This is a genomic window from Paraburkholderia sp. BR10141, assembly GCF_056155635.1.
On sequence record NZ_JBMIQH010000048.1, the window covers coordinates 21,254 to 44,979 of the forward strand.

General features: G+C 61.8%; 19 protein-coding genes and 1 pseudogene. 7 read left to right on the plus strand and 13 right to left on the minus strand.

From position 1 onward, the window contains the following. Nucleotides 1-51: 51 nt before the first annotated feature. The 6 genes from ACOJB8_RS37185 (at nucleotide 52) to ACOJB8_RS37210 (ending at nucleotide 6,738) form a co-directional block, all read left to right on the plus strand. Entirely contained in the window at nucleotides 52-2,115 is a 2,064-nt protein-coding gene (locus ACOJB8_RS37185) for a phosphocholine-specific phospholipase C (protein ID WP_475017133.1), read from the plus strand. 194 nt (nucleotides 2,116-2,309) lie between these two features. After that, entirely contained in the window at nucleotides 2,310-2,894 is a 585-nt protein-coding gene (locus ACOJB8_RS37190) for a hypothetical protein (protein WP_475017135.1), read from the plus strand. A 97-nt stretch (nucleotides 2,895-2,991) separates the two neighbouring features. After that, on the plus strand, nucleotides 2,992-4,428 hold the full coding sequence (locus tag ACOJB8_RS37195; protein ID WP_475017137.1) for a DDE-type integrase/transposase/recombinase: 1,437 nt from the start codon (nucleotides 2,992-2,994) through the stop codon (nucleotides 4,426-4,428). Beyond that, nucleotides 4,425-5,282 (plus strand): ExeA family protein, encoded by an 858-nt coding sequence (locus ACOJB8_RS37200; RefSeq protein WP_475017139.1) that lies wholly within the window; start codon nucleotides 4,425-4,427, stop codon nucleotides 5,280-5,282. Before ACOJB8_RS37195 ends, ACOJB8_RS37200 begins: the two co-directional genes overlap by 4 nt. Nucleotide 5,283: 1 nt before the next feature. Further along, the gene (locus ACOJB8_RS37205) at nucleotides 5,284-5,499 is read left to right on the plus strand and encodes a hypothetical protein (protein WP_028231560.1); all 216 of its coding nucleotides are present in this window, start codon (nucleotides 5,284-5,286) and stop codon (nucleotides 5,497-5,499) included. Between the two features lie 144 nt (nucleotides 5,500-5,643). Continuing rightward, the gene (locus ACOJB8_RS37210) at nucleotides 5,644-6,738 is read left to right on the plus strand and encodes a transposase (RefSeq protein WP_475017141.1); all 1,095 of its coding nucleotides are present in this window, start codon (nucleotides 5,644-5,646) and stop codon (nucleotides 6,736-6,738) included. 188 nt (nucleotides 6,739-6,926) lie between these two features. Here ACOJB8_RS37210 and ACOJB8_RS37215 read toward each other — a convergent pair. The 3 genes and pseudogenes from ACOJB8_RS37215 to ACOJB8_RS37225 form a co-directional block, all read right to left on the minus strand. Further along, nucleotides 6,927-7,094, minus strand: a pseudogene (locus ACOJB8_RS37215) (IS6 family transposase); the annotation flags it as partial. Further along, complete coding sequence (locus ACOJB8_RS37220) at nucleotides 7,094-9,475, minus strand: pectinesterase family protein (RefSeq protein ID WP_475017143.1); 2,382 nt, start codon at nucleotides 9,473-9,475, stop codon at nucleotides 7,094-7,096. The gene ACOJB8_RS37220 and the pseudogene ACOJB8_RS37215, both read right to left, overlap by 1 nt. 32 nt (nucleotides 9,476-9,507) lie before the next feature. Beyond that, entirely contained in the window at nucleotides 9,508-10,623 is a 1,116-nt protein-coding gene (locus tag ACOJB8_RS37225) for a glycerophosphodiester phosphodiesterase family protein (RefSeq protein ID WP_475017145.1), read from the minus strand. 158 nt (nucleotides 10,624-10,781) lie between these two features. On the opposite strand from ACOJB8_RS37225, the gene ACOJB8_RS37230 reads away from it, so the two are divergent. Beyond that, the gene (locus ACOJB8_RS37230; protein WP_342949900.1) at nucleotides 10,782-10,925 is read left to right on the plus strand and encodes a hypothetical protein; all 144 of its coding nucleotides are present in this window, start codon (nucleotides 10,782-10,784) and stop codon (nucleotides 10,923-10,925) included. Between the two features lie 166 nt (nucleotides 10,926-11,091). On the opposite strand, the gene ACOJB8_RS37235 is transcribed toward ACOJB8_RS37230, so the two are convergent. The 10 genes from ACOJB8_RS37235 to ACOJB8_RS37280 all read right to left on the minus strand — a co-directional run bounded on the left by ACOJB8_RS37235 (nucleotide 11,092) and on the right by ACOJB8_RS37280 (nucleotide 23,722). After that, a complete protein-coding gene (locus ACOJB8_RS37235; protein WP_475017147.1) occupies nucleotides 11,092-11,256 on the minus strand; it encodes a transposase in 165 nt (54 codons plus the stop codon). A 557-nt stretch (nucleotides 11,257-11,813) separates the two neighbouring features. Further along, nucleotides 11,814-12,152: a hypothetical protein gene (locus tag ACOJB8_RS37240; protein ID WP_475017149.1), complete on the minus strand. Its 339-nt coding sequence runs from the start codon at nucleotides 12,150-12,152 to the stop codon at nucleotides 11,814-11,816. Nucleotides 12,153-12,691: 539 nt separating this feature from the next. Continuing rightward, on the minus strand, nucleotides 12,692-12,829 hold the full coding sequence (locus ACOJB8_RS37245) for a hypothetical protein (RefSeq protein ID WP_342949899.1): 138 nt from the start codon (nucleotides 12,827-12,829) through the stop codon (nucleotides 12,692-12,694). A 2-nt stretch (nucleotides 12,830-12,831) separates the two neighbouring features. Beyond that, nucleotides 12,832-13,719, minus strand: coding sequence for an SDR family oxidoreductase (locus tag ACOJB8_RS37250; RefSeq protein ID WP_475017151.1), 888 nt, complete (start codon nucleotides 13,717-13,719; stop codon nucleotides 12,832-12,834). Nucleotides 13,720-13,794: 75 nt separating this feature from the next. Beyond that, a complete protein-coding gene (locus ACOJB8_RS37255; RefSeq protein ID WP_141710950.1) occupies nucleotides 13,795-14,214 on the minus strand; it encodes a HepT-like ribonuclease domain-containing protein in 420 nt (139 codons plus the stop codon). Between the two features lie 34 nt (nucleotides 14,215-14,248). Then, nucleotides 14,249-14,989 (minus strand): thioesterase II family protein, encoded by a 741-nt coding sequence (locus tag ACOJB8_RS37260; RefSeq protein WP_475017153.1) that lies wholly within the window; start codon nucleotides 14,987-14,989, stop codon nucleotides 14,249-14,251. Between the two features lie 24 nt (nucleotides 14,990-15,013). After that, nucleotides 15,014-21,271 carry a type I polyketide synthase gene (locus ACOJB8_RS37265; protein WP_475017154.1) on the minus strand — a complete coding sequence of 2,086 codons (6,258 nt, stop codon included), beginning with the start codon at nucleotides 21,269-21,271 and terminating at the stop codon, nucleotides 15,014-15,016. Further along, complete coding sequence (locus tag ACOJB8_RS37270) at nucleotides 21,268-21,627, minus strand: acyl carrier protein (RefSeq protein ID WP_069269249.1); 360 nt, start codon at nucleotides 21,625-21,627, stop codon at nucleotides 21,268-21,270. Before ACOJB8_RS37270 ends, ACOJB8_RS37265 begins: the two co-directional genes overlap by 4 nt. Further along, nucleotides 21,621-22,361, minus strand: coding sequence for an SDR family NAD(P)-dependent oxidoreductase (locus ACOJB8_RS37275; protein ID WP_069269248.1), 741 nt, complete (start codon nucleotides 22,359-22,361; stop codon nucleotides 21,621-21,623). The genes ACOJB8_RS37270 and ACOJB8_RS37275 overlap by 7 nt, the downstream gene beginning before the upstream one ends. Then, nucleotides 22,358-23,722 (minus strand): ANL family adenylate-forming protein, encoded by a 1,365-nt coding sequence (locus ACOJB8_RS37280; protein ID WP_069269247.1) that lies wholly within the window; start codon nucleotides 23,720-23,722, stop codon nucleotides 22,358-22,360. The genes ACOJB8_RS37275 and ACOJB8_RS37280 overlap by 4 nt, the downstream gene beginning before the upstream one ends. Nucleotides 23,723-23,726: the final 4 nt, after the last annotated feature.

The following is a 23,726-nucleotide window of genomic DNA, read 5'->3' on the forward strand; positions in this document are numbered from 1 at the left end:
CGCCCAAGCTACCAGCACGCCCCAACCGCAAACCTACAGGTGCTCGAACTAATGGAACACATGCAAATTAGCCGCCGCCAGTTCATGCGTCTTGCGGCAGCCGCAGCGGGTACGACAGTCGCGTCGACTATTTTCCCTGGGGCTATCCAACGCGCACTGGCTACTCCGGCAAATAACGGTACCGGCACGATCAATGACGTTGAGCACATCGTTATTCTGATGCTCGAGAACCGTTCGTTCGACCACTACCTGGGCTCGCTGTCCGGCGTTCGTGGTTTCAACGACCCGTCGGTAACCTCGGATATCTGGTCTCAGCCGGACCGCAATGGTGGGATCGTTACGCCGTTCCACATTGATACCAACAACACTAACTTCCCGATCTGGAAGGGTCTGCCGCACTCGTGGGCGGATAGTCAAGCTGCCATCAATGGCGGCCGCATGAATAATTGGGTCCCGGCGAAAGGCGGGGCAACGATGGGTTACATCAACCGCCAGGACATTCCGTTTCACTACGCCCTGGCTGATGCATTTACTGTGTGCGACGCGTACCACGCATCGATGCCCGGCCCGACCTGCCCGAACCGTCTGTACATGCTGACCGGCAGTAACGATCCGCATGGTCTCGGCGGCTTTGGGCCGATTATCGATAACAACAACATTACCCAGTTCACCAATGGTCAGGGCAATATGCACGGTCCGGGCTGGGTGACCTATGCTGAATCGCTGCAAAATGCAGGCATCAGCTGGGGCGCGTACCGTCAAGGCACCGACAAGACGAGCAACGACAACAGCGATGGCGGCATGAACGTGCTTCTCGCCTTCCAGAATTTCGTCAATGCTCGGCCGGGCAATCCGCTGTACGACCGTGGGGTCAACCCGCGAACGCTGGCGCAATTCAAGCAAGACGTGCTGGCCAATACGCTGCCGCAGCTTTCGTGGCTGTTCGCTCCGCGAATTTTCTGTGAGCACCCACTGTGGCCGCCAGCATACGGCGTCGAGTGGATCGCACGTATTCTGGACGCACTGACGTCGAATCCGGATGTTTGGAGCAAGACCGCCTTCATCGTAACCTATGACGAGAACGACGGCTTCTTCGACCACGTGGCTCCGCCCCGCCCTGCGGCTACGTCGGCCAACGGTTTGAGCACCGTGGAAACGAGCGACGAAATCAACCCTGGCGACGGCAACCCCTTCGGTCTGGGCAATCGTGTGCCAACGTTTATCGTTTCGCCGTGGAGTCGCGGAGGTTATGTTTGCTCGCAGACGTTCGACCATACTTCGCTGATCCGCTTCATTGAACAGCGATTTGGCGTGCACTGCGGCAACATCACCCCGTGGCGTCGCGCAGTTTGCGGTGACTTGACTTCGGCATTTAACTTCAAGACGCCTAACGATGTTTTCCCGACTTCGGTTCCGACTATCAATATGTCAGTGCCGCTGCCAACTAACGCCGTGGATTTTGCTGCTGTGACGGCAGCAAACATCAACAAGCCTGTTCCGACGCCACCGGCAACGCCGGTCGGCAAGCCGGTGGTTGAGTCCGGCACTCGTCCGGCACGTGCAATTCCGTATGAGCTGTTCGCGAAGTGCGCGGTCACCGGTGGTGGCCCTGCAGTGCACTTCGGTAACACGGGTGGTGTTGGAGTGTGCTACCGCGTTGTTGACCGTCTGAACCTGTCGAATGCACCAAAGTACTACACGGTTGAAGACAGCAAGACTCTGGATGATTTCTGGACATTAACCAGCGGTGCATACGATTTGCGCGTCACCGGTCCCAACGGCTTCGTTCGCGAGTATGTTGATACTCCGAGCACCAGCGCCGCCCTGCAAGTTGAAACGTGCTACGGTAGCGATGGCTCGATCCGCCTCTCGCTGATTAACGTTGGTTCGGGCGATGTGAATGCCACGGTCAGCGACAACGCTTACAAGATGGCGCCGCAGACGACCAGGGTTTCGGCGGGTCAAACCGTTGAACTGCCGATCGATCTCACCGCGAGCATGAGTTGGTACAACTTCAGCATCACCCTTAAGGAAAACAGCAATTTCATGTGCAAGGTTGCTGGTCACGTCGAAACCGGTGCAGATAGCATTACCGATCCGGCCATGGCCTCGTAAGGTGTTGCAATGCAGTTGTAGTTCCGCTGATTGGCTTTGTCCGGATGGGGGTGAGCATGAGCACGCAAGTCGATGGGGATTCGGGGCGTTTTGAGCGACTTGCGTGATGTAGCGGAGGGGATCTCCCTCAGGCATCTTGCACAAACGACGCCCAAGGGAGAGTCTCGCGTTTTCCAAGACCCGAGACCTTTGCAGTGTGCCACACGAGTGCCCGTAATCCTGACTTCTACCGCCTGCTGCTGCGGATCGATCAAGACTTCGCCGAGCAAACCCGCTCGCAGCACTGCCGCCGCTGCAGCGGCGTTCTGCACAGCGCCCGCTATCGCCGCAAACCGCGCGGCCTTACCCGGGAAGCCCGCGCCGAGTGCGGCGATTTCCGCTACAGCTTCTGCTGCGCCGAGTGCCGCCGTCGCACCACGCCGTTCTCCGTGCGCTTTCTCGGCCGCCGCGTCTACGTTGCCGCGATCATGGTCGTCGTCAGTGCCACGCGCGCCAGTGCCGGCACGGCTGCCGCGATGCATCAGCTCGGCGAGCTGGGCGTGCCGCGCGCAACGATCGCGCAATGGCGGCACTGGTGGCAGGCCGACTTCGTCAGCACGCCGTTCTGGACGCTTGGGCGGGCGGCGTTCGTGCCGCCCGTCGAGACCGTGCAGGCACCGGCAAGCCTGCTCGAGCGCTTCGCTGCGGCGTCACAGCCTGAGCCGCTGCTGTGCCTGCTGCGCTGGCTCTCGCCGCTCACCAGCGGCAGCGCCATGAGCACCGTGCATGAGGGACGGTAGCCGCCCGCAGAACTTCTCGCTCGCCCCCTCCGAACAGCGCTTGTAGTCTCGCCTCTCCCCTGAATCGCGGCGGGTGCGCCGCATCTTTGGAGAACGCATGACTGAACTTCACGATCTATCCGTGCGGGATCGTTGGGCGCGCCTGCGCTTTGCGATCGTCGGCCCCTTGCTTGCAGCACCGCCCGAGTCGGGGCAGCTACGCGAACTCATCACCGCACTGGCCGCCAGACGCTGGCGTCATCCCGTCACTGGCGACGATATCCAGTTCGGCCGCTCGACCATCGAACGATGGTTCTATCAGGCCCGCAAGGCGCCACACGATCCGGTGGCGAGACTGCGCAACCGCAAGCGCCCCAGTGGTGCCGGCGCAAACCTGTCGCCTCGGACGGTACAGGCGATCCGCACGCAGTACCGCGAGCATCCCGGCTGGACCTGCCAGCTGCACTTCGACAACCTCAAGGTCACGCTCGGTGCGGCGAACCTGCCGTCGTACACGACCGTGCGCCGTTACATGCGTGCGCAGGGCCTGTTCCGGGAACGCCAGCCCCGGCACACGAGCGCCGGCGCGATGCTCGCGCGCGATCGCCTCGAGAAGCTCGAGGTCCGCAGCGTCGAGGTCGAGCACGTCAACGCGCTCTGGCATCTCGACTTCCATCATGGCTCGCGCAAGCTGCTCACCCATGACGGCCAGTGGATCACGCCGATGCTGCTGTGCGTGATCGATGACCGCTCGCGCGTCGTCTGTCACGCGCAATGGTTTCTCGACGAGACTGCGCGCAGCCTGATCCACGGACTCGCCCAGGCGTTCCAGCGCCGTGGGCTGCCGCGCGCGCTGATGACCGACAACGGTGCGGCAATGCTCGCCGAGGAGACGACTGCCGGGCTGCTCGCGCTAGGCGTGCTGCACCAGACGACGCTGCCATATTCGCCGTACCAGAACGCGAAGCAGGAAACGTTCTGGGCACGCATTGAGGGGCGCGTGATGGCCATGCTCGAAGGCGAGCCCAATCTCACGCTCGAACTGCTCAACCAGGCCACGCATGCCTGGATCGAGCGCGAGTACCATCACGCGCATCATTCCGAGATCGGCGGCACGCCGCTCAAGCGCTACCTGACCGGTCCCGACGTGCGGCGCGAGTGTCCCTCCAGCGATGCACTACGGGCCGCGTTTCGCATTGACGTGACACGAACCCAGCGGCGTTCGGACGGCACCGTGAGCCTGGCCGGCACGCGTTTCGAGATCCCCTCGGCTTACCGGCACCTTCAGCGCGTACGCCTGCGCTACGCACGCTGGGACCTGAGTCGCGTCGATCTCATCGACGCCGACAGCGACGCCGTGCTGTGCCCGCTGCGACCACTGGACAAGGCCGCCAATGCCGACGGCCAGCGCCGTCGCCTTGATGCCGTCATTGTCGAGCCGCCACCGGCCACTGCGCCCGGCATCGCACCGCTGCTGCGCCAGATGCTGGCCGAACATGCGGCAACCGGGCTGCCGCCGGCCTGGATTCCCGCTGACTGGCAGGAGGGCGCATGAGCCAACGCCTGCAAGCCCTCTACGGCCTGAAGTGGAACCCGTTCTCGCCGGAGCTGCCGCTCGAAGCGCTGTACGTGCCGCCCCGCGTCGAGAACTTCTGCTGGCGCATCGAGAACGCGCTCGTGCGCGAAGGCGGCTTCGCGATGATCCACGGCGAGCCCGGTACCGGCAAGAGCGTCGTCATGCGCGTGCTGGCCGAGAAGCTCGAGCGGCTCACCGATCTGATGGTCGTCTCGATCAATCACCCGCAAAGCAGTCTCGCCGACTTCTATCGCGAGATGGGCGACATCTTCAATCTGGAGCTCAAGGCACACAACCGCTGGGGCGGCTTCCGGTCGCTGCGCGAGCGGTGGCTATCACATCTGCAGAGCACGCGCCGACGTCCGATCTTGTTGATTGACGAGGCCCAGGAGATGAGCGCCGGCGTGCTCAACGAACTGCGGCTCATGGCCAGCGCACGCTTCGATTCGCAACCGCTGCTGTGCGTGGTGCTCGCCGGCGATACGCGCTTGACCGACAAGCTGCGGCGCGACGAACTGCTGCCGCTGGGCAGCCGCATCCGCTCGCGCCTGGCGGCCGAGAAGGCCACGGTGGATGACCTGCTGGCCTGCCTCGATCATCTGCTCGCGAGCGCCGGCGCCCCGCAGCTGATGACGCCGCCGCTGCGCCACACGCTGTGCGAACACGCGCTGGGCAACTACCGCGTGCTCACCACGCTTGCCAACGATCTGCTCGCCACCGCCGCGCAGAGGGAATTGACCGAACTCGACGAGAAGCTGTACTTCGAGGTCTTTGCCCCGTCAACGCCATCCTCGCGCCGAACGCCCGCACGTCAACCCAATGGAGCCCGATGACATGTCCCGTAAAACATCACCTCACAAACCCGATGCGGCCCGACGCCTGCCGTTGCCCGAGCTCTCCGACGAGGCCGCCTACATGATGCAGTTCTTCATCGAAGACTTCTATCTCTGGTTCAGCCGCGCCTACGCTACCCAGATCCGGCGCTACCGCGAGCCTTGGTACCGCGGTCCGACGCAACCGCCGCATCAGGTCGTCGACGAGCCGTTCTGAAACAACAACGGGGGCTTCATCGCCCCCGTTTTACATCATTTAGCTTGCCCATTGCCCCATCGATTTACGTGCTCATGCTCAGGGGGTATTGCAAAGATGCTACGGGTTGTGTAAAAGCGCAACATCATGAAGCCAGCTTGAATAATGCCATATAAAGCCAGACTAAAGACGGGTGAACCGCGCAAGCGCAAGAAGCCGGGGTACCGGGTGACGAACGCGCGGGTGTATAACCAGAGCCTGAGAAAGCGCGGCATGATCAGCCTGTATGTGCCGGGCGGCGATCTGAAGGCGCAGCTTATCAACGCAAAGATCCGTACGCCGGGCGTGTCGGGGCGTGAGCCGACCTACACCACGGCGTACATCGAGCTGATCTTTACCTTCTACCGGCTGTTCGGCTGGGGGATGCGGCAGATCACCGGCTATATGGAGGACTACTGGAAGACTCGCGGGCTGGACATCCCGGTGCCCAGCGCCAGTCAGCTGGGCGAACGGTTCGCTTCACTGGAGGTGAGCGTCACGCAGCGTTGCGAACAGCTGGCCCGACGTCTCGCGCGCGGCGAGAAGATCAGTCTCATCGTCGACAGCACGGGATTGAGCTTTGGGCGGGCGAGCCAGTGGTACGAGGAAAAGTACGGTCAGAGGGCCGCGCGCACGCCGTGGCGCAAGATGCATCTGTCGATCGACGCTGACATGAACGTACACGCGATCCGCACCACCACTACAGAAGTATCGGACAGCGAAGGAATGGACGCCGTGCTGCCCGCTGATGTGCCGATGGATCGGGTGATTGCCGATGGCGCGTACTACAGCATCGAGCGTACCGAAGCGCTTTCAGGCGCGGGCGTGACGCCCGTCATCCCACCGCCAGCTCACGCTGTCGGACACGGCGAGGAGCGAACCCGCCGGCATGACCAGATCGTCAGATACATCGAGGACAAAGGCATCTTGCATTTCACAAGAAATACGGCTACGTGTGCGCTCGCTGGTCGAGGCGCAGATCTCGCGCATCAAGCGCTGCATCGGCGAGCGCCTGCTGACGCAGGAGCTTGCGTCGCAGGAAGGCGAAGGCGTAATCATCGCCAACCTGCTGAACCGGTGGAACGCCTTCGGCAAACCGGTTTGCGTCAAAAATGCATAGTCGCGTCCATAGCACGGGAACTCGTACCCATCCGGACAAAGCCACTGGCGGTAACATCACCGGCGCGTTACTCCGCGCTGCGATCGCGCACGACCTCCTGATATCATCATATTCGCATACCGAAACATGTTGTCGCTTTGTCAGCATGCCGTGCCCGAAATGCATTGATGCTGCCGCTTTGGCTGACTGCCCTGTGGATGGTCAGCGGCGAAACTAGCAACCAGTTGGTCAACACGCCAGGACTGGCCGGTGGGCCTGCCGAAGCGATTCCACCGTTTGACGAACTCCGGCGCAGGATCGTCGTGTGGGCCAGCGCCAGACCCCGTTCCGCGATCATTTCGACCAGATCGCGCAAGCTAAGCTTGTAGCGCAGGTACCAGCGAACACACAGAATGATCACATCGCGGTCAAAGTGACGGCCAGCAAACAGTTCGTCAAGGCTCTTCAGCTTGCTCATCATCGGTTCTCAGTTCGTTCAGCCCGACACCTTAACCGATTCGCCCCCGCGCTATTTGCACCAGAGCCAATAAAGGCAACTTCAACATACCCGCTATAAGCATAAGCCGGCAGCTGGAACGGTCCGCAACTCTTGCCATGTTGCCGCGCAGTAATGACATAACCCGTTTCTGCGGGATTGGCAGGTTGGCCAGCCCAAGTGACCTGCACGTTGCCGTTGCCGCCGACCGTTGCGGAGATCAGCGGGGCTTGGGGGACCCCGGCGGCTGGAGTGGGAACTGGCACCTGCTGCCCAAGGTTCGGACTGGCGTCGCTCACCAAGGTAGGTTGCCAACCGTCGGTGCCAGCCAGATAAATGTCAGGTGCTAGTGCGGCAGCCTCCGCCGAACTCAGCGCGACGTTGCTCTTCGGCGACGTCGTCTCGCGCTGGCCGATATCGAACGGCGCGGCCCCTTGGCCATTCATGTCGGCATACCGCGTATTGTATTCACGATAGGTGGAGGTCGGCAGATTGTTAGTGCCCGGCAGCCCGTTCAGCGGCGGGATGAACTCGATCCAGCCATCGCTGGTGAGCTGCGGTCCCATCGTGGAGTTGAGCAAGTAGACGGTTGAGTGACTTCCCCACGGACGGCCTAGCCAAGCGTTCGACATATATGGGCTCTTCGTGTGATCGAAGCCGAAGCTGCTATCCTCGCTGGCGCTCTCACGCTTTTGTGCGGTAATCGTCGCTTCACCGATCAGGCTGTCATGAATCTTGGTCTTGAGAGTGCAACCATCAAACACTGCTTTACCATTACCGAAGATATAGTCGACATTTCCCTCGACGTAGCAATTGCTGAAATAAGCTCGCCCCGGCCCATTAACGTACAGCGTACCCTGGCCACCAAGTAATCGTACCGCTCGATAGACATCCCGGTCTCCGTTCGAGCGTAAGGCTACAGCTTGGCCCTTGGCGCCAAAATCGGGAGCTTCGTAATCGGCTGAATTCCGGATGGTGAGATTGCTGAGGTAGACATCGTTGGCGTCCACAGCCACGGTGTAGCTGCCAGCCGTTCCATACGGTTGCCCAGTCCCCGGATCGGTCGCGTTCGCCGAGTGATTGCCGGTGATCAAAACCTGCGATGCGTCAGTGCCGGTGCCGATCAGCTTCACGTTCGGCTTCGTAATGTCCAATGTCTCGGTATAGACGCTAGGTGGGATCCGGATCACGCCGCCGCTTGGCGGAAGCGCGTCAACTGCGGCCTTGATCGTCGAAAAACTACCTCCCCCTCCGTCGTTGGCAGCTAGGGTAACCCCTTTGGGATCGACATTGGTATTTAGCCCAACTGGAGTGATGCTACTGACATCGGCGGGAGGATTGCCTGGACTGCCCTTGCCACAAGGCGTGCGGATTTCTCCGGCGAGGAAAGCGCCGCTGTTGCAGGGAAGCATGTCGACATCGAGAAACAGGCTGCCCTTGAGTGATTTTTGAAAGGCAACTATCTCACGATTGGACAATGGCCCGGAGAACACGACCGCACGTTCAAATCCTGGCAAAGCCTGGACTGGAGTAAGGGTCGGAGAACCTTGACCAGGCACATTCACGGCACCAACCATCAAGGGGCCAACAGAGCCGAACGGAGCTTGATTTGGTCGTGAGGTTGGCCCTCCAGCCTTGTATGCAAAGTGCGGGAAGCCGCTGTCAAGTACCGCCTCATCCCACTGATACGCCGTGAAGGCAAGAGAGTATGTATATGGCGCAAACAGATCGATTTTGACCTTGCCGTCCGGCGTAAACGTGTAATAAACCCATTCGGTACCTGAGAAGCTTCCGGTTGGTCCGAGAATGTTCATGTCCCAAGGCTTTTGCCAGTAAGCTGTCTGAGGACGCTTACTTTGCAGCAAGCTTTTACCAAAGGACCACTTCTGCCCTGTAGCACTTGGTTGAGACCCAAGCATGAAGGAGGCATAAGCCGTATTATCCGCCGAACTGAGTAGCGAGACCGATGCGCCCCCGCTCGCTGCGAAGTTATCACGGGTCCGGTGAATAACGAGAATTGTAAAACCCTTCGCTGGATCGAGCCGCGCTATTTCGTCCGTGATAATCGACGTCTGGCTGGGAAGGTTGAAGGAATTGCGATCCGTGTAGAAGTCGTAAACTATCTTTGTTCCGTTAGGAACTTGATAGTCAGTGTCGAAATCTGGCCCATGGTTATGGATAATTAGCTTTGGATAGTCATATTGTATTGGTACTACAACAGGTGTTAGCAACTGTATTTGCTTGGCACCTGCCGATTGCCGGCATTCTGCTTCGTTGGAGCATGTCTGCGCGGATGCTGCGGTTATATATAGCCCAGCAATTGCAGTGCCATGCAGCACAAAGAGTCTAAAAAGCTTTGACATGACGGAGCCACCTTGTAAAAGACAGGAATAATCTATCGCTTTAGTAAGTTGATATTTCGTCGCCCCAATGCCTGCAGCATATCCCCTACTGCATCGACCGAGTCTGTTGTTATCAGGTTGGTAGGATTTATAACTGCCATCTCCGGATCACCTCGATAATCCGGGATGATTGGGGCCGACGCTGTAGACTTCGGGTCCGTGATGTGAGCTACGCAACACATTCCGGCTGCGGTAGCCACTCCTTCTGGAAATAGATTGCTTTCTATATACGTAGCAAATCCCTTTTGCTGATCTGCATAATGGAAGTAATTTTCGAGACCATCACCTCGATAGTATTGATTCATCTCGAACTGCATAGGGAATGGCGCGGTGTTCCACTGACCGTAGTTAACGTCCTGATTGGGATCATAATTTGATATCTTGACGTTGTCGGCGTCAGGATTTTCTACGAGAACCAAGCCGCCGTTCACGTTGGGATTGTATGTAGTTCGACTCAGTACAGACCCGAGATCAACCGCATCTCTCGCGTTAATCTTGATTACAACGGCCTTGCTTAGTGAGGGATTATTTTTGGCAGCTATAAGGTCCAGGAGTTTCTGCATGATTTCCAGGCCGGACCCGCCGGGCGCCGTCTTGATGTCAACAATAACGACATAACCTAGACCGTCTGAGGTGACGTACTGTTCAAGAAGATCCAAAACCTCTGAGAAGCCCAAGAATTTTCCTTTATTACCATTTGCATCTGAAAACACTTTTCCATGCCGATCCTTCAGATCGACCTGCTTAAGTTGCGAATATGTTAGGCTGCTCACCGCGCCAGATCCTGTCGAAATACGGTCTATATTAAAATCATGCGCGACAATCACCTGTTTATCGGCGGTAAATCGCGCATCGATCTCAACAGTTTCGTATCCGCGGTTCCAAGCATCTTGTAGGGCGTAAGACGAGTTCTCAGGATATATTTCCCAATATCCGCGGTGGGCGGACAGCAGGACAAGATCGGAAGAGGTACTCGATGGCTCGAACATCCTTTGAGTAATTTTGTCGACTACGTAGCTGGAGGGTATCACCGGTAAAGGAGTATCCGCTCTGGCAGCTACTGGCGTAAAAGACATAATCATGGATATTGCGAATATCTTTATATTCATGCTGCGTCCTCCATTGCCGCACTGATAACAAAACAAGGAAATTTTCAGTATTTCCTGTTCTCAATATCGCGTTAGAAGTCCGTTAAGAGCTAAATCTCTGCAACTCCGCCCAGTGAACGTGTAGATCTCTGACTTCCGATCGTCAACGACCATCATCCATGTCGGCACCGACGGCCATCAAGGGCCAGACGGGGATTGCTGTAATTGCGCAAATTCATTGCCGCGCACAAGGGCGAAAAAACTGGATTCTCCATGCGATGCAAAATGAATACCACGGTATCATTAATTGCCAGCCGCACTGATATAAAATGTTTTTCTATGCGATTAAGAATTCCTAATATTGATTCATTTGTAAGTGCGATCTAAGTGTTCACGAGAAATTGACTTGAAATTTGGAGCCATAGCCGGATAGCAGCTCGGCGAGTGGCTTTGTCCGGATGGGTACGAGTTCCCGTGCTATGGACGCGACTATGCATTTTTGACGCAAACCGGTTTGCCGAAGGCGTTCCACCGGTTCAGCAGGTTGGCGATGATTACGCCTTCGCCTTCCTGCGACGCAAGCTCCTGCGTCAGCAGGCGCTTGCCGATGCAGCGCTTGATGCGCGAGATCTGCGCCTCGACCAGCGAGCGCACACGTAGCCGTATTTCTTGTGAAATGCAAGATGCCTTTGTCCTCGATGTATCTGACGATCTGGTCATGCCGGCGGGTTCGCTCCTCGCCGTGTCCGACAGCGTGAGCTGGCGGTGGGATGACGGGCGTCACGCCCGCGCCTGAAAGCGCTTCGGTACGCTCCGCAGTACGCGAACATCGTCGGGCACACCTACGCCTGTTTCGCGCCGGCAAAGAAACTGTTGATACATGGGCGTGTCACTCCAGGCCAGAACATCTCACGCATCCCATTGGTCGCTTCGAACCTCTTTCGAGCAGCAATGCGGCCTGCACATCGCGAAGCCGTCCGTAACGGACATGCCGGGACTCGCCGCGTTTTCGCGGATACCCGGTGGCCTGTCCCATTTCGCGAGCTTGTTGCACAAGCTGAATCCTGCGCGGGAAGCAACCAGCCGGACGCGCATCGCTGCGGGACTACGACCTCGCGACGTCCCGTCCGTCATGTCTCCCGGCGACATCTCTCGCCAAGCCCGGTCAACACCGAACGCTTCACAAAGGCATGTGACATCGACCCGACACATCACCCCAATCTGGGGTCCGCCTTCAGATTGACTACCGTCCTGCCATGCCCCCGCCCTTTTGCCAGCGCGTCCGCAGCATCGACGAGCTGTTCGAGCGATATCTCGCGAATCATGCTGTCGAGCTTTGAGCCTGGCACGCATTCCGAAAGCCGCTCCCACGCTTCGACGCGTCGCGGCGTGGGACAGCGCACCGAGTCGATGCCAACGACGTTGATCGCGCGCAGCAGAAAGGGAAACACAGTGGTTTCAAGTTCGGTCCCACCCACGAGTCCACAGACCGCCACATAGCCGCCGGATGCGAGCCGTGCAATCGCTGACGACAGCACGGGGGCCGCCAACGGTATCGATGACACTCGCGAACAGTTCGGACATCATGCCGTGACGCCCGGGCTTGCACGCCACCGCGTAATCTCCGCGGCCGATGGTCCGGGCCGCGCCGAGCGACCTCAGATAGCTGTCGTGCTCAGGCCGCCCGGTCATTGCGACGACGCGATAGCCGAGTTGTGAGAGGATCACGATCGCGAAACTACCGACGCCCCCACTCGCGCCTGTCACGAGAATCTCTCCGGCCTGCGGGACGGACGTCGTGCGGTTCCAGAGCGAATGCGCAAAGCATTGACGTGAACCCGGCGGTGCCGATCCCCATCGCCCGCCTTGGCGTGAGACCAGGCGACAACGGGACGAGCCAGTCCGACTGGACGACCTGTGTCAAACCGCCCCAGTGGCGCTCGCCTATCCCCCAGCCTGTCAGCACGACTGCGTCGCCCGGCTGGAGCCCGGGGCTGGCCGACGTCGCGACAACGCCGGCGAGATCGATGCCCGGTATCGCTGGAAACGTACGAATAATCCCGCGATTGGCAATCGCCATCGCGTCCTTTTAGTTGACGCTTGAGTAATGGACGTCGACGACGACATCGCCGTCCGGCAGATTGTCGACGTTCAGCCATTCGATTGACGGTACGACGCCATTGTCCGTTTCCTTCAGCATCAGTGCCTTGAGTCGGGATGTGCTCATTGTCATGTCCTTGTGGTTCGCGACGCGATCTGTTTGGCGAACATGTCGGCAGAGCGCATGCCCGGCAACGCATCGACGAAGAAGTCCGCCTGCAAGGGCGCGCCCGCCTGCATGTCATAATAGGCGAAATCGCGCACGCCTGCGGCAAGCAGTACCTCGTCGTCGATGAAAAACCTGCCAGTGCATGAGGCTGCCGGCTGCGTGAGAATCGCGTACGCGGCGTCGGCAACGATTTCAGGCGTGCGCGACGCCGCGATCATGTCCTCGCCACCGAGCACGTTGCGCACCGCCGCAGTCGCAATCGTCGTTCTGGGCCACAGCGAGTTGACGGCGATTCCAAGGTCCGCGAATTCTGCCGCAAATGCGAGCGTGAACAGGCTCATCGTGTACTTTGCGATCAGGTACGGCGGGTAGTCACGAAACCACCTTGGGTTCGTCGACAACGGTGGCGACAGTGTGAGGATATGGGGATTTGACGACCTGCGTAGGTGCGGCACGCACGCCTGTACGCAGACAAACGTGCCGCGTCCGTTCACGCCATGCATCAGGTCGTAGCGACTGACAGGCGTGTCGAGTGTGCCGGTCAGGCGAATCGCGCTCGCGTTGTTGACCACGATGTCGATCCCGCCGAACGCTGCAACTGTCTCATCGACAACTGCCTGCACCCGCGCTTCGTCGCGGATATCGGCGACGAGCGGCAACGCATGGCCACCTGCGTCCTCAATTACTTTCGCAGCCGTGTAGATCGTCCCTTCGAGATGGGGATGTCGCGTCGCGGTCTTCGCGGCGAGCGCAACATTGGCACCGTCGCGGGCTGCGCGCAGCGCGATCGCGAGACCGATGCCGCGACTACCCCCCGACATAAACAACGTTTTTCCGGCAAGGTTCATGACTGCTCCTTTCGCCTACGTCTGCGTCCGGATTGGACATCGTGCTACACAGGGTACGGTGATGCGACCGATCCGTCATGCGGCCCGTTCATCCCGTTGCGCTACGGCTTTCAGGTCCGGACGCGGGCCGGGCAATGCACCGCGGTCCACGGGCATTCCATCGATCTCTGGAACATGCTTGCGCATCGCCCGCTCCAGTTCTGGCACACTACGCCGCACTGCGAGCCAGACGAGCTTCCTCAACCGTTCCGGGTTGCGCTGGTGCATCAGGTAGTCGACGCGCGCGCCGATCAGCCGCCACGGAAAGTCCGGTAACCTCAACCGGTACTCTGGACTGAGACAGGTCCATGTGTAGCCGATCATTTCAATGTTGCGCACGACAGCGTCCTGCATCATGTTCGACGCCATGAATGCGCGACGGCCCTCCCGTGTATATTCGCGAATGCGCCGGAGCCGGTGCTTCATTTCCTTCAGGTACTGTAGATCGTCGTCCATTTGCTCCCCCTCCCGCGTCACCATGAAGCCCCGCTCATTGCAGGTCGGCGGGCAAGCCAAGCATTTGCCGCGAAATCGTGTCGAGCAATGCCGACTGCGAATCGCGCAGATAGAAATGGCCACCCGGAAAGACACGCACTGCCGCGACGCGCTCGAACCCCCTCCAGCGTTCAAGTTCGGCGGCACGCACAACAGGGTCGTCTGCACCGCCGAGTACGGTCACCGGACAGCGTAGTTGCACCACGGCGGGCCGGTAAGCATCGAGCAGCGTCATGTCGGCGCGCAACACGCGCACGAATTCCTGTGCGAATTCGGCGTCGCGCAACAGCCCGTCGGGCAGGCCGCCGTATCGCGAAACCGCCTGGAGCAACTCCGTGTCCGTCACCTGGTTCACGAAACGTCCCGGATGCGGCGCAGATTTAGGCAGCAGCCACGACGACACGAACAGATGCACGGGCGCGCACGTGAGCCGCATCGCCACCTCGAACGCGACCGCCGCCCCCATACTGTGTCCGAACAACGCAAACGGTCGACCAAGATAGGGCTGCATTGCCGCTGCGACCTCGTCTGCAGCCTGGTCCATGCGAGTATGCGGAACCTCGTCGAGCCGGCTCTCGCGCCCCGGCAACTGGACAGCGAACACATCGATCGCAGGTTCGAGGAGGCGACGCCAGCCGCGAAACGCCGACGCGCCACCGCCGGCATGCGCAAAACAGAACAGCGACAGCCGCGCTGTCGTCGTCGGGGTCGCCGAGGGGAACCACCGAGTCGTCATTACGGGCATCATTGTCATCGGTGTTCACCCGGCAAGCGCGTCCGAAATCGCATCCAGAATGAACGCGCGATCGTCGACGACGCCGAAATGCGCCCCGTCGCGTGTAAACAGGTTGAACTCACCTGTTGTGAAATCGCGCCACGCGAGCGCGTCCTCGTGCGTCACATAGATGTCGTCCTTGCCCCGAAAGCTGGTGATCGGCACGGACCACGGCGAACGCGGCACAAACACGTAGCGGCTTGCCATCTCGAACTCCGCCCGCACGACAGGCAGCACGAGCTCGCGCAACTCCGGAATCGCGAGCATCCGCTCGGTCGCCTCGATCTGGAAGTGACGCAGCGCTTCCGCGAGGACGTCATCCGGTTGCCGGTAGAGCGGCGCGATAATATCGAATTCACGCAGTTCGACAAGCGTCGCCGCGAGCCTGCGCTCGAACGCGGCATCGGCAACGAGGCGGTGCGGTGGACGCGCACCCGATGCGAACAGGTGCGCGGGTGTAACGCCCTCGCGCTCGATCAGTGCACGCGTCGTTTCGTACATGGTCAGACCGCCGACACAGTGCCCGAAGAATGCGACCGGCCGGTCCAGCAGCGGACGCAGCTCGGCGAGCAGACCATCGACGAACGCGTCGATCCGGTTCACGGGCGGCTCGCTAATCCTCGAGAGCCGGCCGGGCGGCTCGACCGCAAGGATCTCCGCATCCAGGCCTGTCGCATCTGCCCACGCGCGGTAGACGGCTGAACCGCCACCTGCGAACGGAAAGCAGATCAACCGGTAACGCGCGTCGGGATTCGGCCGGATCCGGACAAGCCATCGTTCGGCCGGCACAGTCGCCGAAGCCGTCGTGCTCAAGGTGGTCTGTACAAGCGCAGGCATTGCTGCCCCCATCTGTTCGGGTACGGCGTCGTCGCTCTCAACCTTGACCTTCGGTAGCAGTTCGTCGACAAGCTGATCGAGACTTGGCCCCTTGAGCATTGCTGCGGCTGGCAATCTCACGCCAATGGCCGCATCGAGCTGGTTGATCAGTGTGATCGCCATCAGCGAATCGAGACCTAGCTCGCGAAGCGGCTGTGTCGAATCGAAAGCGCCCTTGACTTCAAGGATGGCGCGGACCATCTGACCGACGATGTCGCGCAGCACGTCACGCCGTTCGTGGTCCGGCACCGATCCCAGCCGCGTATTCACCTGGGCGCGCGTGAAGAGGGCGCTGGCAGCAGGCGCTGGCGCACCACGCACGAGCCGCTCAAGCAGGAGCGGGCGCCTCGGGTACTGCGCGGCCCATTGCGGCCATTCAGTGATCGAAACGATGCTCTGCTGGACCCCGCGCGCGAGAATCGCGTGCAGCAGCGCGATCCCTTCTTCTGTTTCAATGTACACTGTGCCGCGCGCGCGCCAGATTGCCGCGCCCCGTTCTCCTGACTCAGTCGCAAGACCCTCACCGCCCCACGGCCCCCAGTTGATCGCCTGCGCCGGCAGACCGAGCCGGCGCCGATATTCGGTCAGACCGTCGAGAAATGCATTACCGGCGACATAATTCGCCTGCCCCATCGCCCCCGTCACGCTCAGCACGGAGGAGAACAACACAAAATGATCGAGCGGCAGGTCACGCGTCGCGACGTGCAGCGCCCAGCCACCGAGCACCTTGGGACCGGTCGTTCCCGCGAACCTGTCCCAGTCCATCTGTGCTAGCACGCCATCGTCAAGATTGCCTGCACAGTGGAACACGCCCTTCAGTGCCGGTAGCTCGGCCCCGATCTGCCGGATCAGCACATGCGTGTCCGCCTCGCGCGTGATGTCGGCCTGCCTGACGACCACACTCGCCCCCTGCTTTTCCCAACGCTCGAGAACCGCCCTGGCCTGTTCGCCTGGAGCGCGACGCGCCGTCAACACCAGATGCCGGACGCCCTGCGCGGTGATGAGCCAGTCCGCGACCTTCAGACCGAGCGCCCCCAGCCCTCCGGTAAGGAGATAGGTCGCGGCCGGATCGAACGGCGGAACAATCCGTTCGGGCGCCGGTTCGTCATCCTGATCGAGGCGCACGGCATAGCGGCGCCCCGCGCGCAACGCGACCTCATTTTCGCCGTCAACGGCGAACAACTCCGCTGCCAGTGCTGCGGCGTCTTCGTTCCCACCGATGTCAATCATCCCGGCCCATAGTTCGGGATATTCGAGCGCGGCAACACGTCCGATGCCCCAGACTGACGACTGCAGCGGGTCGCCGCCGGGCGCGCGCGCCACAGGGGCGTGCGCGCCGCGCGTGACGAGCCAGACGCGTGGCGCGGCCTCGATGTTCGCTTCGGCGAGCGCACGCACGAGCGCAAGCGTACCGCCACTGAAGCGGCGCTCGGCCGCGGCGAGTGCGTCGACTGAGGTGGCCTCGTCCACGCGCTCGCCGAGCCCATGCAGGAGCACCACACCAACGGAGCCGGTCCCGTCGGGGTGCGCGGACAGCGCGGTGCCGAGCGACGCCTGCCCGTCGCCGTCCGTGCCGCTTTCCGGAAGCGGCAGCACGGACGTATGGTGTCCGAGTGCACGTAGCCGCGCGTCGAGCGCGTCGGCGATGCCGAGATCGGAACTGGTGACGATCAGCCAGTTCGACGGTCCGGCCGCAGGCGCGTCCTGCAGCGGCTGCATGGGCCGCTCGATCCATTCGAGCCGATGCAGCGCGCGATTGCGTGAGTTGACCTGCGGCGAAATCTGCGTGCGCGTGATCGGTTTCACCGTCAGTCCACCGAGCAGTGCGACGGGAGCGCCGTCATCGCCGTAGATCTCAATATCCAGTGTGACGACGTCCGCCTGCGCCGGGCGCCGTTTCGCCCGTACCCATACGTGCCCGGCACCCGTGCGCTCGATCTCGAACCGTTCGACTGAAATCGGCAACCATGTGCCTTCCGGTTTCGGTTCTAGGCCGGTAAGGCTACGGTACTCGGGTACGAGCGCGGGATAGATATGCAGGCACGCGTCAAGCAGAGCGGGATGCAGCGGATACGCGGCCACTTCGAGATGCGCGGGCAGTTCCACCCGGCCCAGCGCTTCCTCATCGCCCTGCCACAATGCGACGATGCCGCGAAAGCCCGGGCCGTAGCCGAATCCGAGCGGTGCGATCGCCTCGTAGTATCGCAACGGCTCGATCGGCACCATCCTTTCGAGGTCTGCCGATGCGGGTAACGGCATCGTGATCGGCGCGAGGCGTGGTGCGGCACGCGCACACACCCGCGCGCGAAGGTGGCGCCGCCACGCGTCGTCAGTCGCACTGCGGCTGACGAGTTCGGCATCAATGTCACTCCCATCGCCTTGCAGAACGACCTGAACGGCGCGCGCGCCGTCATCGGGGACAACGAGCGCATCGTCGTACGTCAAAGATTCAACCGACACGGGCGCGCCTGCAAAACGCTCGTTCCCGGCCACCGCGAGGGCAACCAGCCCCGCTGTCACCGGTAGCACTGCCATCCCGAAAATCCGGTGATCGGTGAGCCACGGTACCGTGTCGAGGTCGTAGGTCGCGGCGAACTGCCACGCGGCGAGCGGCGAGAGCAGACGCCTGCCCGGAATATCGCCTCCGGGTCCCGTTGCGGTACCGACCGCAAAACCAATGTTTCCCGCCGGCACGCCGCGGCCCGCGTCGAGCCAGTAACGCTCGCGCTCGAACACACAGGTCGGGGCGGACACGCGGCACCGCGAGTACGGTGCGTCGAACGCACGCCAGTCGACTGGCGTGCCGCTGCGCCACAGCGCGGCAAGCGACGCCGTCAGCTCGCTCCATTCACGGTCGGGTCCGATCGAGGCGAGGAAGCGCCGCTCGCCTGCTTCGCCATCGCCCAGAATCTGCTGCGCGAGCGACACGAGCGTCGTGCCGGGGCCAACCTCAACGAAATCGACAATGCCAGCCTGTGCGAGCGTGCGCACACCGCGAATGAAACTCACCGGCTGCAGCGCGTGATCGCTCCAGTACCGGGGTGTCGGCGGAGCGTCCGCGAAGGCGCCAGTCAGGTTCGCAACGAGCGGGATCGTCGGCGCGGCCGCGCAATAGTTGCCCGCAAGCGCTTCGAGCCCAGTCGCAGCAGGCGCCATCAAAGGCGAATGGAATGCATGCGAGACGCTCAGCTCCCGCCCGCCGATGCCCGCCTGCTGCGCACGCGCGAGCACTTCGGCGACGGCCTCTGCGCGACCCGACACGACCGTGTTCTCGGGCCCGTTGTACGCAGCGATGCCAATTGCCTGCGGGTCGCAAATGTCAAGCAGTTGCGCGACCGTCTCTCCCCCTGCGAAGAGCGCGGCCATCGCACCGCCCTTCGGCAACGCCTGCATCAGCCGGCCGCGGGCCGCGATCAGCGCAATGCCTGTCTCGAGGTCATAGCAGCCGGCCACACAGGCCGCCACGTATTCGCCAACGCTGTGCCCAAGCACTGCGTCCGGCATGATGCCCCACGACCGCCAGAGTTCGGCAAGCGCCCATTCGACTGCAAAGAGCGCTGGCTGCGCATACGCGGTCTGGTCAATGCGCGCTTTTGAGCGCGCGTCCCCATACAGGACCGACAGCAGCGGCTTGCCGAGATGCGGGCGCAACAATGTGTCGCAGCGGTCAAGCGCAGCGCGGAATACCGGCTGCGTTCGATGCAGCGCGGCCGCCATCCCGGCGTACTGCGCGCCCTGCCCGGCAAACAGGAACGCAAGCGGGCGCTTGCCAAGGCGCTCCACCGACGGGGGCGCAGCGAGTTGCGCCGCCAGTTCGCTCGCTGTGCCGCCGATCGCCGTCAGCCGCCAGTTGAACGGCTGGCGCCCGGTATTCGCGGTATGGCAGAGGTCGGCAACCGGCTTGTCTGTCGTCGCAAGAGACTGGCGCCATCGGTCCGCGAGCGCTCCGAGCGCGCGCCCGGAGCGGGCAGACAGCGTGAGCACGTGCAGCGGACGGTCGTCCTCAACGGTCGTCGGCGCCCGAACGGGTGCCTCCTCAAGCACGGCGAACGCATTTGTGCCGCCAAGACCGAGCGAATTGACGGCCGCGAACCGCGGCGCAGCGCCGCGCGGCCAGTCGCGCAACGCGGTGTTCACGAAGAACGGGGTCTGCGGGAACGCAATCCTGGGATTCGGTGTATCGAAGTTCAGGCTCGGTGGAATCTGCCCGCGATCGAGTGCAAGCGCGACCTTGATCACGCTTGCGATCCCCGACGCCTGTTCGAGATGTCCGATATTCGTCTTCACCGAACCGACCGCACAGAACGCGCTGTCCTGTGTGTGGCGCCGGAACGCCTTTGTCAGCGCATCGATTTCGAGCGGATCGCCGACTACCGTGCCGGTGCCGTGCGTCTCGACGTAGCCCACTGCCCGTGGCGCAACGCCCGCGCAGGCGAAAGCGTCGAGCATCGCCTTCGCCTGCCCGCTCACGCTCGACGCCGTGTAACTCACTTTCGACGCACCGTCGTTGTTGATCGCCGTGCCGCGGATCACCGCATAGATGTGATCGCCATCCGCACGCGCGTCTTCGACGTGCTTGAGCACGATCGCGCCCGCGCCGCTGCCAAACACCGTGCCTTGCGCACGCGCGTCGAACGCGCGGCAATGCCCATCCGGAGACAGGATATCGCCCTGGCGCGCCGTGTACCCGGCGATGTGCGGCACGCGTACGGTCGACGCCCCGGCGATCGCCATGTCGCATTCACCGTTCAGGATGCTGCTGCATGCGAGATGGATCGCGACGAGTGACGTCGAGCATGCAGTCTGCACCGTGACACTCGGCCCCGTCAGGTTCAGCTTGTACGACACACGCGTCGCGAGAAAATCCTTGTCGTTGCCGATGTGCTCGACACCGCCCGTCGAGCCGCGCAACGCAGGGTTCGACGCGAAGTAGCTGCTGACCACGCCGCCCGCGCCAGCGAACACCCCTATCGAACCGTCATACGTATCTGGCCAGTAACCGGCATCCTCGAGCGCATCGTGGACAACTTCGAGAAAGACGCGGTGCTGCGGGTCGATCACGCGTGCTTCGCGTGGCGAATATTCGAACAGGCCCGCGTCGAAGCGGTCAAAGTCGTCAATGACGGGCGACGCTTTCACGTAACCGGGCGATGCGAGCTGCGCGGGGTCGACCCCCGCGCGCAGCAGCGCGGCATCATCGAAGAAACGAATGGACTCGACACCATCGATGAGATTCTGCCAGTACGCTTTCCAGTCGCTCGCCCCCGGCAACCGGCAGCCGATCCCGACGATCGCGATGCCACGACTGGAGGACGACGGAGAAGTATTCGCTCCGTCGTTGGGCGTGTGCGTGGTCGCGTCCGTCATCCTCGCGCCCCCCGCCGTTGTCGGCGACGCTCGCTTGCCGCCTGCGCATCGGCCAGTTCGTCATTCGGGTCGGCCAGCCCCGTGTCGTCGAAGAGCCGCAGATAGGCGCCAACGAGCTGCCCGACAGTCTGGACCGACGTGATCGGCACGAGGGTCTGGAACGGATCGGCGCCGAACGTCAGTTCCAGATCGAACACAAGCTGGGCGAGATCGAGCGAACTCAGGCCGAGCGTCGCATTCAGCCTGTCGTCCTCACGCAGTTCTCGCGCCGGCAGCCCGCGCTGGCTCATGATCTTGCTCACGGCACCATGGACGAGCCGCTCGGTCTCGTGGCGCTCAAATCGTTGATTCAGCATGTGATGCCTCCGTCCACGGCGACCGTCTGCCCCGTGACGAACGAGGCGCGATCGGATATCAGAAATTCGACGACGTTTGTGATGTCGGTCGTATCGGCGAGCCGGCCGAGCGGGGTGCGTCGCGCAATCCGCGCACGCGCCTTCTCGTCGAGGTGCTGCACCATATCGCTTTCGAAGTAACCGGGCGCGACCGAATTGACACGAACGTTGCACGCACCGAGTTCGCGCGCAAGGCTGCGCGTCAGGCCATCGAGCGCCGCCTTCGTTGCGCTGTAGACGGCGACCCCCGCGTGGCCACGAATCGCGTTCACCGACGCAATGTTCACAATCGCGCCGCGGTTCGCTCGGAGCATCCACTTCGTGCAGCTTTGCGTGAGCAGGATCGTGCCAGTCAGATTGACCGCGATCATCTGTTCGATCGCATCCTCGCGCATCAGCGCCAGGAGCCCGTCGTGACTCACGCCTGCATTGTTCACAAGCGAGCTGACGCCACCCCAGCGGTCCGCCACGCCCGCAACGAACTGCGAGACCGCCGCGCTGTCGGTACTGTCAACTGCTTGCCAGTGAAACCGCGCGGCGTGCGTGTCGCGTTCGATCAGATCGTCGATGTCGCCGGTGCGCGCACGGCTGAAGGTCGCGACCCGCCGGCCAGCGCTCAGACACGTGCGCACCAGCGCAAGCCCCAGGCCCCTGCTTCCTCCACTGATGATAACTACGTCGTCTGCATCGCTCATACGGGCTGCTCCGTCGGTCGTGACACTCTGGCTTTCTTGAACCTGTCGTTATGATGCACGCCGTCATCGACATCGATATGGACCGGCACCTTGAAACGTTCGAGGCGGCCCGCGCAGAAATCCCGGAGCCGGGCGGCAAGCATCGCCGGCGCCTCCGGCTCGATCAAGGATACGCGCGCGACGACGACGTGTCCGGTCACCGGATTGGGCCGGCCCGACACCGTCACGTCGCGGACGTTACCGGCAGCGAGCAGCGTGCTCTCAACTTCGCCCGGGTAAACCTTTTCGCCGCCAACATTGATGATCTCCGAGCGGCGCCCGAGCACGCGCACATACTCGCCGTCAGTCTCGACGACATCCTGGGTGTTGAACCACCCTTGCTCATCGAAGGGCGACGAGGCATTCAGGTAGCCGAGCATCGCCGTTGCGGAACGTACCCACAGTACGCCGTCAACGATCTTGTGTTCGAACCCGTCCGTGCCGAGCTTCATCCACAACGAACCCGCGCCTTTCGATTGCGTTGGCAGGATGCCAAGCTCGGACAGTCCGTACGTCTGTTTCAGCTTCACACCGGGCAGTGCGCCGTGCAGCGCGGCAAGGGTCGTTTCGGGCATGGGTTCAGTGCCGTATGTAATGAGCCTCAGCGACGACAGGTCGTAGCGCGCCGCAACACCGCCAATCAGCATCATGTTAATGAACGTCGGACTGGTCGGCAGCAACTCGACACGGTAGCGCGCGATCGCTTCGCACACCGCATCGGGTGTCCGCGTAGCCGGCGTCACAATCGTCCCACCCTGGCACAGCACGTTCAGCAGCGTGTTGATGCCGCCGATGTGATCGAGCATCAGAAAGACAAGCGTGATGTACGCGCGGCCCTTCGCCCGTTCGAGCCTCGCTGCCATCCGGTCAAAGTCAAGCAGGGAAGCCTTGCTTCGGCCTGTGGAGCCGGAACTGAAGAGAATCAGGCCAGCGGCACCTTCCGCGCGCAACTGCCGGATCAGCGGATGCGCGGTAACGGGCATCGACCGGCGTTCAACTCGGGGAGCACCTGCCACGTCGAACATGATGACGAGGCCGACCTCCGCAATCTCAAGAAACTCGTCGCGCTTCACGCCGGCAGACGCAATGGGCACGATGATCGCTCCGGCAAACGCGAGTGCGAGCAGCAATGCGCAGACATCAGGCGCATAGTCACCGCACACGGCCACCGTGTCACCGCGCCTCACGCACCAACGGTCGAGTTCGCCGTGCCAGAAATCGATCCGCTTGCCGAATGCATCATAGGTGACGGTCTCGCCTGCCGACACGAGACACGGACGCGGACCGAAAGAACGAATGCGCTGCTGCAGAAAGGTCGTCATCGCG

What these genes read in the sequence shown, in the direction of transcription:
- ACOJB8_RS37225 (WP_475017145.1), bottom strand. Translation starts at nt 10,623, where the DNA reads ATGAATATAAAGATATTCGCAATATCCATGATTATGTCTTTTACGCCA.
- ACOJB8_RS37220 (WP_475017143.1), bottom strand. Translation starts at nt 9,475, where the DNA reads ATGTCAAAGCTTTTTAGACTCTTTGTGCTGCATGGCACTGCAATTGCT.
- ACOJB8_RS37210 (WP_475017141.1), top strand. Translation starts at nt 5,644, where the DNA reads ATGCCATATAAAGCCAGACTAAAGACGGGTGAACCGCGCAAGCGCAAG.
- ACOJB8_RS37270 (WP_069269249.1), bottom strand. Translation starts at nt 21,627, where the DNA reads ATGCTGAATCAACGATTTGAGCGCCACGAGACCGAGCGGCTCGTCCAT.
- ACOJB8_RS37185 (WP_475017133.1), top strand. Translation starts at nt 52, where the DNA reads ATGGAACACATGCAAATTAGCCGCCGCCAGTTCATGCGTCTTGCGGCA.
- ACOJB8_RS37230 (WP_342949900.1), top strand. Translation starts at nt 10,782, where the DNA reads ATGTCGGCACCGACGGCCATCAAGGGCCAGACGGGGATTGCTGTAATT.
- ACOJB8_RS37195 (WP_475017137.1), top strand. Translation starts at nt 2,992, where the DNA reads ATGACTGAACTTCACGATCTATCCGTGCGGGATCGTTGGGCGCGCCTG.
- ACOJB8_RS37200 (WP_475017139.1), top strand. Translation starts at nt 4,425, where the DNA reads ATGAGCCAACGCCTGCAAGCCCTCTACGGCCTGAAGTGGAACCCGTTC.
- ACOJB8_RS37280 (WP_069269247.1), bottom strand. Translation starts at nt 23,722, where the DNA reads ATGACGACCTTTCTGCAGCAGCGCATTCGTTCTTTCGGTCCGCGTCCG.
- ACOJB8_RS37260 (WP_475017153.1), bottom strand. Translation starts at nt 14,989, where the DNA reads ATGACGACTCGGTGGTTCCCCTCGGCGACCCCGACGACGACAGCGCGG.
- ACOJB8_RS37265 (WP_475017154.1), bottom strand. Translation starts at nt 21,271, where the DNA reads ATGACGGACGCGACCACGCACACGCCCAACGACGGAGCGAATACTTCT.
- ACOJB8_RS37275 (WP_069269248.1), bottom strand. Translation starts at nt 22,361, where the DNA reads ATGAGCGATGCAGACGACGTAGTTATCATCAGTGGAGGAAGCAGGGGC.
- ACOJB8_RS37205 (WP_028231560.1), top strand. Translation starts at nt 5,284, where the DNA reads ATGTCCCGTAAAACATCACCTCACAAACCCGATGCGGCCCGACGCCTG.
- ACOJB8_RS37250 (WP_475017151.1), bottom strand. Translation starts at nt 13,719, where the DNA reads ATGAACCTTGCCGGAAAAACGTTGTTTATGTCGGGGGGTAGTCGCGGC.
- ACOJB8_RS37255 (WP_141710950.1), bottom strand. Translation starts at nt 14,214, where the DNA reads ATGGACGACGATCTACAGTACCTGAAGGAAATGAAGCACCGGCTCCGG.
- ACOJB8_RS37245 (WP_342949899.1), bottom strand. Translation starts at nt 12,829, where the DNA reads ATGAGCACATCCCGACTCAAGGCACTGATGCTGAAGGAAACGGACAAT.